The following is a 13,996-nucleotide window of genomic DNA, read 5'->3' as shown; positions in this document are numbered from 1 at the left end:
TTCAACTCTAACGCCCTTGGGGTAACCTTGCGATTGCCCGGAGGGAGTTCGTTTCTTTATTACTTACGGCCAGACTTTTTCTCGTCTTTGCCATGTCCTCTGTAAGTTCTTGTAGCAACAAATTCACCCAGTTTATGTCCAACCATATCTTCTGTAACATATACCGGAACGTGTTTTCTGCCATCATGAACTGCAATTGTATGTCCAACCATCTGTGGGAAGATAGTAGAACGGCGGGACCAGGTCTTAATTACCTGCTTCTGTCCTGCTGCGTTCATCGCATCTACTTTTTTAAGTAAATGAGCATCTGCAAATGGTCCTTTTTTAAGTGAGCGAGCCATAGATTCTAACCTCCTTCAATTATTTAACGGTCTTTCCATCTCTTCTTCTAACGATCAACTTGTTAGACTGCTTGTTTTTCTTTCTGGTCTTTAAGCCAAGTGCCGGTTTACCCCATGGAGTACTTGGACCTGGACGTCCGATACCAGTCTTACCTTCACCACCACCGTGTGGATGGTCATTAGGGTTCATAACAGAACCACGAACGGTAGGACGGAATCCCATGTGACGCTTTCTACCAGCTTTACCGATGTTGATCAGGTTATGATCACCATTGCCTACAACTCCAATGGTAGCTCTGCAGTTGATCGGAACCATTCTCATCTCGCCGGAAGGTAAACGAAGGGTTGCATACTTGCCTTCTTTTGCCATCAGCTGTGCACCGTTACCTGCGGAACGAACCAACTGTCCGCCTTTTCCTGGATAAAGCTCGATGTTATGAACCTGAGCACCAACCGGGATCTTGCTTAATGGTAAGCAGTTACCTACTTTTGCTTCTGCATTCTCGCCGCTCATAACCTTCATTCCGTCTGTTAAACCAGCAGGAGCAAGGATATATGCTTTCGTACCATCTACATAGCTGATCAAAGCGATGTTAGCAGTTCTGTTTGGATCGTATTCGATACCGATTACAGTAGCTGCAATGCCGTCTTTGCTGTTTCTCTTGAAGTCGATGATTCTATATTTACGTTTAACGCCGCCTCCGCGATGTCTAACTGTGATTTTACCCTGATTATTACGGCCAGCCGTTTTCTTGATGGTCTTGCTGATCAAGGACTTTTCAGGAACTGATTTTGTGATCTCGCTGAAATCAGAGCCGGTCATATGTCTTCTGGAAGGGGTATATGGGTTATACTTTTTGATTCCCATGATTATTTCTCCTTTCAACGCCGCCTGGCGTATCTTGTTTATCGTGATATAATGTTCATCACATAGATGAACTGCTCCTATCTTCCCGCCATCCAATGGTCCGGAAGATACTCGTCACTGGGTTCAGAGTATCCACTTTACCCGTCAAAGCCGGGCGCACCGTCGAATGAAGCGTTCCGATCTTACAGTCCTTCGAAGATTTCGATATCTTTGCTGTCAGCAGTTAACTGAACGATCGCTTTCTTCGTTTTAGAAGTCTTGCCGAAAGTAGTGCCTCTTCTTTTGGTCTTTCCTTCTAAGTTCATGGTGTTCACGCCGGCAACCTTTGTGCCAGGAAACATCTTCTCAACAGCTTCTTTAATCATAGCCTTGTTCGCATCTGTGTGTACAATAAATGTATACTTTTTGGACGCCATAGCGTTCATGCTCTTTTCTGTTACTACAGGCTTCTGAATTACGTCGTAATACTTAATATCTGCCATTATGCGTACACCTCCTCGATTGCTGCAACAGCAGTCTTGGTAGCAACAACTGTGTTGTACTTTAAGATATCGTATACGTTGATTGTGTTGACAAATGCAGTTTTAACAGCAGCGATGTTTCTAGCGCTCATTACTGCGTTTGTGCTGTCTTCCCCAACAACAACCAGAGCTTTGGATACCTTTAAGTTATTTAATACAGTCTGGAATTTCTTTGTCTTGATTTCGTCAAACTTTAACTCGTCAACAACGATGAACTTATTCTCGTTTACTCTGCTTGTTAAAGCGGATTTAAGAGCAAGTCTTCTTTCTTTCTTGTTAAGCTTGATTGTATAATCTCTTGGTGTGGGAGCGAATACAACTCCACCGCCTGTCCACTGAGGAGCTCTTGTTGAACCCTGTCTTGCATGACCGGTTCCTTTCTGCTTCCATGGTTTTCTTCCGCCGCCAGATACTTCAGAACGTGTTTTTGCTTTCTGTGTTCCCTGGCGCTTATTTGCAAGCTGGCTTACGACTGCCATGTGTACAAGATGCTCATTTACTTCCACACCGAACACTGCATCGTTTAACTCTAATGAACCAACTTCTTTACCTTCGATATTGTAAACAGATACGTTTGCCATCTGTATGATCCTCCTTTCTTATAAAAGCATTAGTTAGCTGCTTTTACTGTTTCCTTGATTGTTACTAAAGACTTCTTCGGTCCTGGAACAGCACCTTTAACCAGAATCAGGTTGTTTTCTGCATCAACCCGAACGATTTCAAGATTCTGAATGGTAATTCTCTTGTTTCCCATGTGGCCAGGCATCTTCTTGCCCTTAAATACCTTGCTTGGGTCGGAAGCTGCACCGTTGGAACCTGCATGGCGATGGAACTTGGAACCGTGAGCCATAGGTCCTCTGGACTGTCCGTGTCTTTTGATCGCACCCTGGAAACCTTTACCTTTGGAGATTGCGGTTGCATCGATTTTATCGCCTGCTGCGAAGATCTCAGCTTTGATTTCATCTTTTACAGAATACTGATCAGCATTCTCAAGTCTAAACTCTCTTACGTATCTTTTGTAAGATACACCAGCCTTATCAAAATGGCCTTTTACCGGCTTGCTGACAAGTTTTTCTCTCTTATCAACAAAACCAACCTGTACTGCACTGTAACCATCGTTCTCAACGGTCTTGATCTGAGTTACGAAACAAGGACCAGCCTGAAGAACGGTTACTGGAGTTAATACTCCGTTTTCATTGAAGATCTGTGTCATTCCGACTTTAGTAGCTAAAATAGCTTTCTTCATGTTTTTACCTCCTGTTTGTTAATTCTACAGCGGATTGCTTTCGCAATCATCCTAGAACAGCCCAATATACGTGGAACACTATGACTCCGCCTGGCAGAGATGTTGATTCCTTACAGGAAAAAGTGTTACTTCTATATTAAAACCCTTCAGGACATTACCTAAAATGTTTTTGATGAAGATTATTTGTTCTTCATCTTGATATCGATATACACACCTGCAGGCATTTCCAGTCTGGATAATGCATCAACAGTTTTCTGGCTTGGTGTAATGATATCAATGAGTCTCTTATGCGTTCTCTGCTCGAACTGCTCTCTGGAATCTTTGTACTTGTGAACCGCTCTTAAGATGGTTACCACTTCCTTCTTGGTTGGTAACGGCACCGGTCCGCTCACTTTAGATCCTGTCTTTTTTACAGTGTCGATGATCTTACCTGCAGACTGATCGATTAACTGATGATCATACGCTTTTAATGTGATTCGCATTACTTGACTTGCCATAAAAAAAGTCGCCTCCTTTTCGCACTTAGTAGAAGTACGACAAGCGGTGACTGTACACGTTCCCGTGTGTGTCCTCCAGGACCTCACACAGACTATCTGCTTATAAAGGCAGAATTTTAAATTGTACAGTGACTTGTCGCCAGTTTCCTAACTTGACATTCGCTCCACGGAAAACCTGCTTATGTAAGCAGCAACCTCACGCTTCACAGCTATCATGCCACAGCCTTAACATAATAACATACTTTTTTTTTCATTGCAAGCATTTTTTTAGAAAAAAAGGCGTGAAATCTGTTTTTCTCAAATTTCACGCCTTTTGTACCGTTTTTTCTATTTCCAGGCTGGTTCTGTGGGGGTTCTGCCTTCATTCCCGGAAGGATTCTCATCATCAACCTTTATTAAATTTCCATTGCTGCCGGTTTTATATTTTACTCCATCCGCGCTTTTGACGGTAGTGTTCTTTGACACTCTGCCGGAAGCATTCACAACATAAGTGGTCTTAGTACTTCCGGTAGGAATGGCAATCGGTTCGTACTTGTTTCCGTCTTCGGCACGCTGGAGTTTTCCCATATAATATAGGTAGCCGTCCTTAACTCCGGTATAACCGCGCCCGCTGTTGCTGAAATAATAGGTAGCATCACTTCCGTCACCCTCTACCACTTTAATCCGGCCTTTCTGCATGGTGCTGGTCTGCTTGTCTCCGAAATAAAAAGCGGTATAATCGGAAGATCCGCCGATAAAAACTTTCTGGAGCCCGTAAACCGGATTGCCCAGGTTATTAAATAAATAATTCTTGTCATTGATCTTTACTATGTCCTTGGTGCTGGCCTCGCCTTCCTTGGGACCGGCTTTTGGAACTCCTGCGGTGGAAAAATAAAACCACTCCACATTCTCTTCATATCCGGATATATCCTGGGGAGGTTCTACGGAATACCAGCCCACTCTCATCTTTCCGTTGCTGTCATAATATTTATAATTCTGGATTTCATGCTCTGCATTGTCCACGCCTACATTCTTCCAGCCGGTCTGAAGGGCACCCTCGGAATCGAAGCAGTAAGCGATTCCATCAATCTTATAGGAGGCATAGTCTCCTGAAATATCTTTTGGCACAAACTTCTTTCCGTTATCATTGAAATAATACCAGTTCTTACCGTCATCGCTGTCGCCGGGGCTGATTCTTCCGGAGTCATAGTTACTGTCCGGCGGGAAAAGCTTCTGCCAGCCGGTGCGCATAGCACCGTCTGTTCCGGTATAATACATGTCATCAAGAATCCAGCCGGTCTGCATCTCTCCGTTGGAATCAAAGTAATACCACTTGTTATTGATCTTGGACCAGTTGTCCATAATGGCTTTCCCGCTGCTTCCAAAATAATACCACTTATAATTGGAAGAACCATTATCCTGGAACTTCATCCACTTATCCGTCACTAAAATCCCATTGGAATCCACATAATAAGTGTTCTCCACCCAGGAATTCACTGCCATCTCACCGTTGCTGTTTAAATACCTCCAGAAGTTATCGGCACCTTTCTTCCAGACATTCGTCATCTTACTTCCGCTTGAATCGTAATACACCCAGGTATTTCCAGATTGTTCCCACCCTTCTGCTGCCCAGGCATCAAACGATACAGCACCCATGGTCAGCACGGCAGTTACGGCCAGCGCAATGAGACCTTTTCTTTTCATATCTTCACTCCTTACAGGGATTTCCTTTTTTACTAATATTTATTTTAACAACTAATGTTAGATAATTCAACTGTTTTAATCTTTCAATTATATTACAAATTTATTTCCAGCAAAAAGGCGGGCCCGGCAAAGCCGGAAACCCACCTGAGATTTATAAAGTATGAAGGAATGTTCGTTCCATTCCATTAATTACAGCAATTATTTCTACATCTGCAGTTCCCGCAGCGGCCGCATCTGCTGCAGCGGTTGCATCCGCAATTTCTCCGGTTGGAGCAATTGTTAAAGCAGAGATTGCCCCAGCTGCCGCATCCATTGCAAAATCTGTAATTGCCCCAGCAGTTACAGCCACAATTACCTACAGAAATACCCATACGCAAACAACCCATCATTTTCACCTCTCATTCTATATTATACTATAGTATATAGGACATAGGTGCCAGGCGTGATTAATTGTTGTCCCAAACGGCTGGGGCCTGTACTTGACGCTCCAGGCTCTTTCCAGTATAATCATAGAATCATAGGATCGATAGAAAGAAAGGGCGGCACCAATTATGTGGATTGCAGATGGCTGGAAAGATTATGAAGTAATAGATTGTTCAGATGGAGAAAAGCTGGAGCGCTGGGGAAAGTATCTTCTTGTGCGTCCTGACCCCCAGGTAATCTGGTCCACTCCCAAGACTGAAAAAGGATGGAGAAAAATGAACGGGCATTACCACCGCAGCGCAAAGGGCGGCGGGGAATGGGAATTCTTTGATCTTCCTGAACAATGGACCATCAGCTATAAGGAACTGACATTTCAGCTGAAGCCCTTCAGTTTTAAGCATACCGGACTCTTTCCGGAACAGGCGGCAAACTGGGACTGGTTCAGCGAAAAAATAAAAAAGGCCGGACGGCCAGTAAAAGTGCTTAATTTATTTGCTTACACCGGAGGAGCTACCTTAGCGGCGGCAAATGCAGGAGCAGCCGTAACCCACGTGGATGCGTCCAAGGGAATGGTAGGCTGGGCCAAGGAAAACGCCCGTTCTTCCAACTTAGAATCCGCTCCCATCCGCTGGATTGTGGATGACTGCGTCAAATTTGTGGAACGGGAGATCCGAAGAGGCAGCCGCTATGATGCCATCATCATGGACCCGCCTTCTTACGGGAGGGGCCCAAAAGGAGAGATCTGGAAAATCGAAGATTCCATTTATCCGCTGGTTAAACTCTGCAAAGAACTTCTCTCTGACAAACCGCTGTTTTTCCTGATTAATTCTTATACCACCGGATTGGCACCTTCCGTGTTGTCTTATATGATTTCCACGGAAATCAGGCAGAAATTCGGAGGCGAGGTACAGGCACAGGAGGTTGGCCTTCCGGTCACAAAAACAGGTCTTGTTCTTCCCTGCGGCGCATCTGGACGCTGGTCATCGGCCTCCGTTTAAAAGACACCAGATGCCCGGCAGAAACTTTTTTAAGAAGCGGCTGATCTGATAACTGAAAAAAACACATATCCCCGGCATGAAAAGAAAGATTCCAAGAGGAACGGCCGGGACTGACGGGAGCAGAAATGCTCCTGTTTTATTTATCAGACGGACCATCGCAAAATGAATGGCATAGAGAAAGAAATTCTGCCTCATCCATTTTTTTGCTTCAAAAAGATACCGTTCCGGAACCATGAGCCACAGAGAAACGGGGACAAAGAGCCGGAAAATCACAGAAGAGGCTGCCACTTCTCCTTTTGCAGCTCCCGGAAAATTAAATCCATATAAAAAGTATGCTGTAAGAAGCAAAATCAAACCAATGAAACAACCTTTTTTATCCCAGGCCTTTTCTGCCAACGTTTTTCCATGCACTGCCGTAAATGCCCCGAAGGTATAATACAGCATGGCATCCAGATTGACGAACGGCAGGCTTCCGCCAACATAAATGGCTGCAAATAGGGCTGACAGAAATAAAATACCGGTGATCTTACGTTTTACGATAAGATAAATGAGGGGAGCCAGCACAATCAGAAGAATCAACTGGTTTAAGTACCAGAATACATAATTATAGGTAGAATGCAGGACTGCTTCCGCCGCCTGTAAAATGGTAAATGGGACCTTTCCCTTTCCGATGATATCAGACAGAACGGGAATCCTGCTTCCGATGACATATCCCATATAATAAAGGAAGTTCCACACAATATAAGGAACCAGTACACTGCGGATTCTGGAATTCCATTTCAACCAGAGCCGTTCCATGGTAAAGGTTCGGAAGAACAGATAGGAGGAAATCAGAAAGAACCCGGGAACAGCGATCTGTGCCACGGTACTTCCTAAAAAACGTTCCAGATAGTCGGTTCGGTAACCGGTTTTCGTGCTTCCTAAAAACAGCACCGCGTTATAGGAGTGGACCCATATGACCAGAATACTGAAGAAAAATGTAAACCATACGATTTTGTTACGGAATTTATGTTCTTCCATTAGGCACTCCTTTCCACATTTCTCATTTGATCACAGAGAATTTAATTTTACCAATTCTTCATCTTTCTAATACATCTTATCAAGCACTGCGGCAGATACTTTTTCATTATTCCTGTTACAGCGTTCAAAATACCTTCTGTAATATTCCGTGTACATCAGATCAATCAAAAACAGCTGGCTGATTTCCAAGGGGGCCGAACCTCCCTGAAGGGGTCCTTCCTTGGCACCGCACAGCAGAGTGATATCAGAAAATGCCGTAAGAGGGGATTTTACAAATCTGGTAATGCAGATGGTCTTTGCTCCTGCCTTTTTGGCCAGCTCTGCCGCATGAATGGTCTCCTTTGTAGCCCCGGAATAGGAAAACAGTACCGCAGCTTCCCCTTCTTCCATCAAAGAGGCTGCCATAGTCTGCATATGGGGGTCCTGTACACAAAAAACCTTAGGTTCTATTCTCATAAATTGATTCGCTGCCTTCAAAGCAGATATCATACTGGCACCTGCACCAAAAAAACAGATGCGTTTTGCCTCATAAAGGCAATCAATCACCTGGCCGAACTGTTCCTCTTTTAAGAGGGAATAAGTTTCTTCCAGGGCACTCATATTGGTATTCAATACTTTTCTGGATACCTCTGCAAAGGAATCCGTTAATTTGATATCTCCTTCCAGGCGTCCCTGTCCTGCGGCTTCATCATGAAGACTTAAAGACAGCATCATCTTAAACTCCTGGTAGCCTTTTAATTTTAAGGTCTTGCAGAAACGGAATACACTGGTATCTCCTACTTCACATGCCTCCGCAAGCCCGGTGATTGACATAAAAAGCACTTCTCTGGAATTTTGCAGAATGTAATCTGCCACTTTTTTTTCAGCCTTTGTAAACTGGTTGTATTCAAAACGGATTCTGGTCAAAAAATCCCCCTGCATGGCCGCACGCTCCTTCCCTTTTGTTCAGAACAATCATAACATAACTAAAAAAAACATTTCAATACCATTTACGACAACGATAGATTCTTTTGCAGATTCAAAATTGTTTTCAAATGAATTTCAAGGTATAGTCACATATTGATGCTATACTATTTATATTTCATATACAAAGGAGGAGTTAAACATGAATTTTATATGGAAGAACAATCATCCACGAAACCCCGGGGCAGCGGACCGGTTTTCTTTCTCTGTAAATCTGATAGAAAAAAATCCATTTTTTTACATAAAATTAAAGCCTGGTGCGTAGGGTTTATGATATAATAGCATTAGTTTCAATGATTGCTTCATAGTGAGGAGAAAGAAACCATGAAAAAAATAATCCGAGCCGCATGCCTGTCTCTTGCTTTGCTGCTTCCAAGCCTGCCGCTCTATACTACGGCTGAGGCAACGGCGCACAAACAGGAGCCGCCGGCAGATGCGCTCCACTCTTTTTCAACCGGCAGCGGACAAGTTCTAAAGCCCTTTGCCATTGGCCCCGGGGTAATCAATCTTTCCCCGGCTGATGAATTTTCCACCTATCAGTGGGGATTAAAAAACGACGGGGAGTTCCGTCTGGTTGAATTACAATCAAGATTTCAGTCCGTGGACGATGTTTATAACGGATTAAGATCCAGTATGGGGATCGGAATACCAAAACCCGGACCCGGCGACTATGAATCTAAGGTGACAAAAGCCGTTGCAGGAATTGACATTGACGTTCAGCCGGCCTGGGAGCTTTACGACAAAGCCCAGAACAAACGTTCTGTCATAGTTGCCATCATTGATACGGGAATTGATATCAATCATCAGGAGCTTAAGAATGCCATCTGGACAAACCCAGGGGAAACCAATGGTGACGGCATTGATAACGATGGAAACGGCTATACAGATGATATTCACGGCTGGAATTTCTTTTCGGGAAACAACAGAGTTTTTTCCGGTAGTGAGGACAGCCACGGAACCCACGCAGCAGGGACCATCGGTGCTGACAGAGGTGCTTACGGAATCGCAGGAATCACGGATAACAATTTTGTTAAAATCATGCCCCTAAAGGCACTTGGAGGAAAAGAAGGAATCGGTACTCCCGATGCTGTGATTCAGGCAATCCGCTATGCGGAGGCCAATGGGGCTTCCATTTGCAATCTGAGCATGGGAACCTCCTCCTACAGCGAAGAGCTGGCGCAGACCATAAAGAACTCTTCCATGCTGTTTGTGGTCTCCTGCGGAAACGGAGGCATATCCGGACTTGGCTATGATACCGACATTAATCCGGTGTATCCCGCCTCTCTTCCTTACGATAACGTGCTCTCTGTCGCAAATATTCTATTTGACGGCAGCTTGAGCAAGGATTCCAACTTCGGCGCTGCCAGCGTGGATATCGCAGCTCCCGGTACCTACATTTTAAGCACCATACCGGGCAACGGATATGGATTTATGAGCGGCACTTCCATGGCTGCACCTATGGTAACAGGTGTGGCAGCCATGCTTTACTCTTACCGCACAGATATTTCCTTATCCGATGTTAAGCAGATTTTACTAAATTCCAGCAGAAAACTGGAAACACTGAACGGAAAGATTTTAAGCGGCGGTCTTTTAGACGCCTACAGCGCTCTGACCTGGCAGTAGCATAGTAGCATAAGCAAAAGATACGGCAGCAAGGAATTATGATCCCTGCTGCCGTATCTTTTTATTATAAATATAGGTAAACAAACGTTAGTTTTCAAGTGATCTCCAACGGAAGTTTGGAACCACATCAGACCATTTCTGAATTCCAATGATGGATTTGGCAAATTCCGTCGATTCAAGCGTATATTTCTTTTTATCAATATCCCGGAATACCTGCCAGATCTTCCGGCGCTTGGTCGCAACGATATCATCCCCCCGGTTCATATTACATTCCCAAAGACCAAAGGACAATCCGCTTCGTACTTCAGATGGTGCATCCACCTGACGGCTTAAAATATAAGCATCAATGTAGGGGTTACTGTCCACCATATAATACGAATAAGCATAGGCAGCTGCCTGAACATACGGAACATTCCCTCTGGACTGGCTGGTTGCTGTGAAGCCCTGCTCTGTCAAAATAATATGGCGCACATGACCGGTGGGAGATTTCAATGCTTCCTGAGCCATATAATCCGTCAGAGTGGTCAGATTTTTAAAGTTTATGACCGGGGAGTTAAAGTCATTGGTAATTAGTCCTGTCTTATCGTCATCCCAGAATTCCGGCTCTGTCATCGGACATGGGTAGGGATGATAGGACAGTCCCCAATCCATCTGTCCCTGTTCATTGGCGATGGAGTTAAAGGTATCTACAATGGCTTTTCCGCCATACTTTGTTTTATGATTGATTTCATTGTTCCAGTTATAATCCAGGGAATAATATACCCGGTCATTGGCACTGGTGCTTTTAATGGCCGTATAAAAAATGCGGAATGCGTTCTGGTAAGCCTGAACATAGCTGGTGATATCTCTGGGTCCTACATAGTTCCACTGCTGATTATTGATCTCATTTCCCACAATCCAGTTGGAAATCTTTCCGTAGTTTGGATTGGAGCCGCTGTAGCGGTCAGCCAGGAAGGAGGCGATGGCTCTTGTCTGGTCAACCCCTTCCGGTGTGGCTGCATTAAACATATAGTAAAAGGCTGTGGAGTTTTTCTTTGTTCCGGGATAAATCAGATTTGGTGTGGCATCGTTCCAGCCGTTTAAAATGATGGCCGTTACCGTCATACCCTTTCCGGATAGCGCGCTGATGGTCTCATCATATCCTGCTATAACATTCTTATCAAAATGATAGGTCTTCCCATCATACTGATAATCAATGCCTTCTCCAAGAATCTGATGGAAGGAAATATTTGTAGCAACGTGCTTTACCCCTAATTCAAAGGCATCGCCAAGCATGTTCAGTTGAATGTTCAGCCCTTTTTTTGTAAGGGGATCATTAAATGGGGCTGTATTGGCTGCCACCATCTCAGGATTCGTTAAATAATGAGGTTTGCTGATCTCTATGTATTTCGTTCCATCCCATACAGCCACAACAAATTTGCTGTAAAGTCTGTCCTCAGGGGTGTTACGGTTCAAAGGAAATGTAAACGTTACATTATCGCCTGGCGCCGCCTTCGCCGCATAGTCTGTCCTGCCGTCCAGATTGTTCTGATAAGGCTGTAATTCCACCAGATAAAGAACGCCGTCCGTTCCTTCCATATTGGCACTGTTTGAAATCTTCACCGTTACATGATTCTTATCAGAATTAATCAAACAAGACTGGATCACAGCCTGCACTCCTGCCCCATTTACATCCGCCAGTGAAACAAAGGCAGTGGCACAGCATAAAAAAGCCGCGGAAAGAAGTCCGGTCAAAACCCTGCCTATCTTTATTCTCTTCATGTTTGCATTCCTCCATTTTGTCATAATCACATCCTATATCATGATAACCAATTTCCCTGATATTTACAATAACGTTTTTATTACTAATTTGTAATAAAACCTTAAGGCTTCATCCCATAACAAAACAGGCGGTATGGGAATTGATAAAAATTCCGTTACCGCCTGTTACGTTCAATCGTCTATCATTTGTTTGCCGTTTCCGGATACAGGAAATCTGCCAGTGCCTCCATACAGTCAAAGGTCCGGTATCCTCCTCCCATTAAATCGTTGTATAAAACGGTGAGAACCTTTTTATTCTGAATGGCCTTTACACTTTGGATCACGTCATTGGAAAGCATGGATTCCACCGCGTTCTCGTCAGCGTCTTCATTATGGGTTCCCTTGACGTAAAGGATCACATCCGGATTCATGGAGATCAAATTTTCCGCCGAAAGAGCACTGCCGCCCTTTTCAAGCACGTTGACTGCATGAAGGCGGGTGAGCATGTCTTTCTGAAGAGATGCGTTATTTCCATAGCCGCCAAAAGAACCGTCCTGATAATTTACCATAAGAAGAACCTTTAACGGCTCTCCCTCCACGGACTTTAAGCGTTCCTCCGTTGCCGCAAGACGGGCCGTCAGCTCCTCAGCCATTTTTTCTGCCTGATCCTCCTTTTGAAAGATCCTTCCAATGTTTCTGATATCCTCAATAATGGAATCCATGGTAACGTCCTGATCCATGCGGGTAGCTTCCTGAGTATAGGCAGCGATTCCCATAGCATTTAAATCACTGACTGAGCCAAGTGTCTCCGGGGTAAAGGATTTCACTCTTCCCACCACAATATCCGGTTCCATGCCTACTACTTTTTCTTTTGAAATATCCCGTTTGTCTGCCAGTACAGGAATGGCATCATAAGCTGCCGCCAAATCATCTGTGGTTGGATTGTCTTTTGCTACGGTGGCAATGATCTTGTCCCCCAGACCCAGCTTCAGCAAAAGCTCTGTGCTTGTCTGATTGTTGGTGATCACCTTTTGCGGTACTTGATCAATGGTCTGCACATGTTCGGTTCCATCTAAATCATAGGCAGAGTAGGTAAACGGCAAACCGGCGGCCCGGCTTTCTGAAACGGATTCTGATTCTTCCGCCTGTGTTACCGTTTCCTGGTCTTCCTTTGCTGCCTCTGTTTTCGGCTGCGGTGCAGAACAGCCGGCGGTCAAAACTGCTGCTGCACAAACGGCAGCCATTGTATAATAAATCTTTGTTATCTTCTTCATCTTATCTCCTTTTCCATGTGTATGGATTATATGCGGTAGTGGATAGAACGTTGTCCGGTTTCCTCATCTGTCACAACAGAAGCAGTAACCCCATAGATTTCCTGTATCATTTCCGATGTTATTACTTCTTCCGGCTTTCCCTTTCCCATAATGTTTCCGCCCTTTAGCATATAGATTTCATCGCAGAACATAGACGCCAGGGAAAGGTCATGAAGGGCTGCCAGCACACAAATATTTAAATTCTTAACAATCGACAGGACTTGAAGCTGATACTTGATATCCAAATGATTGGTGGGCTCGTCAAGAATCAGAAGTTTGGGTTCCTGGGCAAGTGCCCTTGCCAAAATGATCCTTTGTTTTTCTCCGCCGGATAATGTGGTAAACTTACGTTTTGAGTAATCTTCCATTCCCACCTGTTTGAGTGCTTCGGAAACAATCTTATAGTCCTCTGCCGTCTCCCGTTCCAGCCGTTTCTTATGAGGCGTCCGCCCCATCATCACAATGTCCTGGACAGTGAATTCAAAACTCACCTGATTAAACTGGGAAACCACAGCCATATCTTTGGCCCGATCCTTTTCCGGAATCCGGGATACATCCTTTCCATTCATTAAGACCACTCCTCCGGTTGGCTTCAATACCCGGTAGACCGCTTTTAAAAGTGTGGATTTCCCGCTTCCGTTGGGCCCTAAAAGTCCCACAAACTTATGTTCCTTTACCTCTATGGTTACGCCCTTTACGATCTCAGACGTTCCAATGCTGACTCTTAAATTTTCTATTTTTAGTTCCATTGTCTGATTCT

At 44.4% G+C, this 13,996-nt stretch carries 16 protein-coding genes; 3 read left to right on the top strand and 13 right to left on the bottom strand.

Annotation, left to right across the window (positions count from 1 at the left end; genetic code table 11):
- Positions 1-59 precede the first annotated feature (59 nt).
- The 8 genes from rpsS to VIG27_RS02470 form a co-directional block, all read right to left on the bottom strand.
- Complete coding sequence (gene rpsS, locus VIG27_RS02505; protein WP_024834874.1) at positions 60-341, bottom strand: 30S ribosomal protein S19; 282 nt, start codon at positions 339-341, stop codon at positions 60-62.
- Between the two features lie 19 nt (positions 342-360).
- On the bottom strand, positions 361-1,209 hold the full coding sequence (gene rplB / locus VIG27_RS02500) for a 50S ribosomal protein L2 (RefSeq protein ID WP_394524950.1): 849 nt from the start codon (positions 1,207-1,209) through the stop codon (positions 361-363).
- 182 nt (positions 1,210-1,391) lie between these two features.
- On the bottom strand, positions 1,392-1,691 hold the full coding sequence (rplW, locus tag VIG27_RS02495; protein WP_394524949.1) for a 50S ribosomal protein L23: 300 nt from the start codon (positions 1,689-1,691) through the stop codon (positions 1,392-1,394).
- On the bottom strand, positions 1,691-2,311 hold the full coding sequence (gene rplD, locus VIG27_RS02490; RefSeq protein ID WP_394524948.1) for a 50S ribosomal protein L4: 621 nt from the start codon (positions 2,309-2,311) through the stop codon (positions 1,691-1,693). The genes rplW and rplD overlap by 1 nt, the downstream gene beginning before the upstream one ends.
- Positions 2,312-2,340: 29 nt before the next feature.
- Positions 2,341-2,976, bottom strand: a complete 636-nt coding sequence (rplC, locus tag VIG27_RS02485) for a 50S ribosomal protein L3 (protein ID WP_394524947.1) — start codon at positions 2,974-2,976, stop codon at positions 2,341-2,343.
- Positions 2,977-3,155: 179 nt separating this feature from the next.
- Positions 3,156-3,473 (bottom strand): 30S ribosomal protein S10, encoded by a 318-nt coding sequence (rpsJ, locus tag VIG27_RS02480; RefSeq protein ID WP_158377617.1) that lies wholly within the window; start codon positions 3,471-3,473, stop codon positions 3,156-3,158.
- A 327-nt stretch (positions 3,474-3,800) separates the two neighbouring features.
- Positions 3,801-5,156 carry a cell wall-binding protein gene (locus tag VIG27_RS02475; RefSeq protein ID WP_394524946.1) on the bottom strand — a complete coding sequence of 452 codons (1,356 nt, stop codon included), beginning with the start codon at positions 5,154-5,156 and terminating at the stop codon, positions 3,801-3,803.
- A 151-nt stretch (positions 5,157-5,307) separates the two neighbouring features.
- Positions 5,308-5,505 (bottom strand): hypothetical protein, encoded by a 198-nt coding sequence (locus tag VIG27_RS02470; protein ID WP_394524945.1) that lies wholly within the window; start codon positions 5,503-5,505, stop codon positions 5,308-5,310.
- A gap of 202 nt (positions 5,506-5,707) precedes the next feature.
- Between VIG27_RS02470 and VIG27_RS02465 the strand changes: the two genes are divergently transcribed.
- On the top strand, positions 5,708-6,577 hold the full coding sequence (locus VIG27_RS02465; RefSeq protein WP_394524943.1) for a class I SAM-dependent methyltransferase: 870 nt from the start codon (positions 5,708-5,710) through the stop codon (positions 6,575-6,577).
- On the opposite strand, the gene VIG27_RS02460 is transcribed toward VIG27_RS02465, so the two are convergent.
- Together VIG27_RS02460 and VIG27_RS02455 are read right to left on the bottom strand one after the other, a co-directional pair.
- Complete coding sequence (locus tag VIG27_RS02460) at positions 6,560-7,597, bottom strand: acyltransferase family protein (RefSeq protein WP_394524941.1); 1,038 nt, start codon at positions 7,595-7,597, stop codon at positions 6,560-6,562. The two genes, VIG27_RS02465 and VIG27_RS02460, sit on opposite strands and share 18 nt — an antisense overlap.
- Positions 7,598-7,663: 66 nt before the next feature.
- Complete coding sequence (locus tag VIG27_RS02455) at positions 7,664-8,518, bottom strand: MurR/RpiR family transcriptional regulator (protein ID WP_394524940.1); 855 nt, start codon at positions 8,516-8,518, stop codon at positions 7,664-7,666.
- Positions 8,519-8,702: 184 nt separating this feature from the next.
- Here VIG27_RS02455 and VIG27_RS02450 point away from each other — a divergent pair, with 184 nt between their 5' ends.
- The gene (locus VIG27_RS02450) at positions 8,703-8,825 is read left to right on the top strand and encodes a hypothetical protein (RefSeq protein WP_394524938.1); all 123 of its coding nucleotides are present in this window, start codon (positions 8,703-8,705) and stop codon (positions 8,823-8,825) included.
- A 59-nt stretch (positions 8,826-8,884) separates the two neighbouring features.
- Complete coding sequence (locus VIG27_RS02445) at positions 8,885-10,183, top strand: S8 family peptidase (protein WP_394524937.1); 1,299 nt, start codon at positions 8,885-8,887, stop codon at positions 10,181-10,183.
- A gap of 87 nt (positions 10,184-10,270) precedes the next feature.
- On the opposite strand, the gene VIG27_RS02440 is transcribed toward VIG27_RS02445, so the two are convergent.
- The 3 genes from VIG27_RS02440 to VIG27_RS02430 all read right to left on the bottom strand — a co-directional run bounded on the left by VIG27_RS02440 (position 10,271) and on the right by VIG27_RS02430 (position 13,985).
- On the bottom strand, positions 10,271-11,944 hold the full coding sequence (locus VIG27_RS02440) for a DUF5722 domain-containing protein (RefSeq protein WP_394524936.1): 1,674 nt from the start codon (positions 11,942-11,944) through the stop codon (positions 10,271-10,273).
- A 182-nt stretch (positions 11,945-12,126) separates the two neighbouring features.
- Positions 12,127-13,197, bottom strand: a complete 1,071-nt coding sequence (locus VIG27_RS02435; protein ID WP_394524935.1) for an ABC transporter substrate-binding protein — start codon at positions 13,195-13,197, stop codon at positions 12,127-12,129.
- 26 nt (positions 13,198-13,223) lie between these two features.
- On the bottom strand, positions 13,224-13,985 hold the full coding sequence (locus VIG27_RS02430) for an ABC transporter ATP-binding protein (RefSeq protein ID WP_394524934.1): 762 nt from the start codon (positions 13,983-13,985) through the stop codon (positions 13,224-13,226).
- Between the last annotated feature and the right edge of the window lie 11 nt (positions 13,986-13,996).

This window comes from Lacrimispora sinapis (assembly GCF_043633585.1).
GTDB lineage: Bacteria > Bacillota > Clostridia > Lachnospirales > Lachnospiraceae > Lacrimispora > Lacrimispora sinapis.
This window is presented reverse-complemented; position numbering and strand designations above follow the sequence as displayed.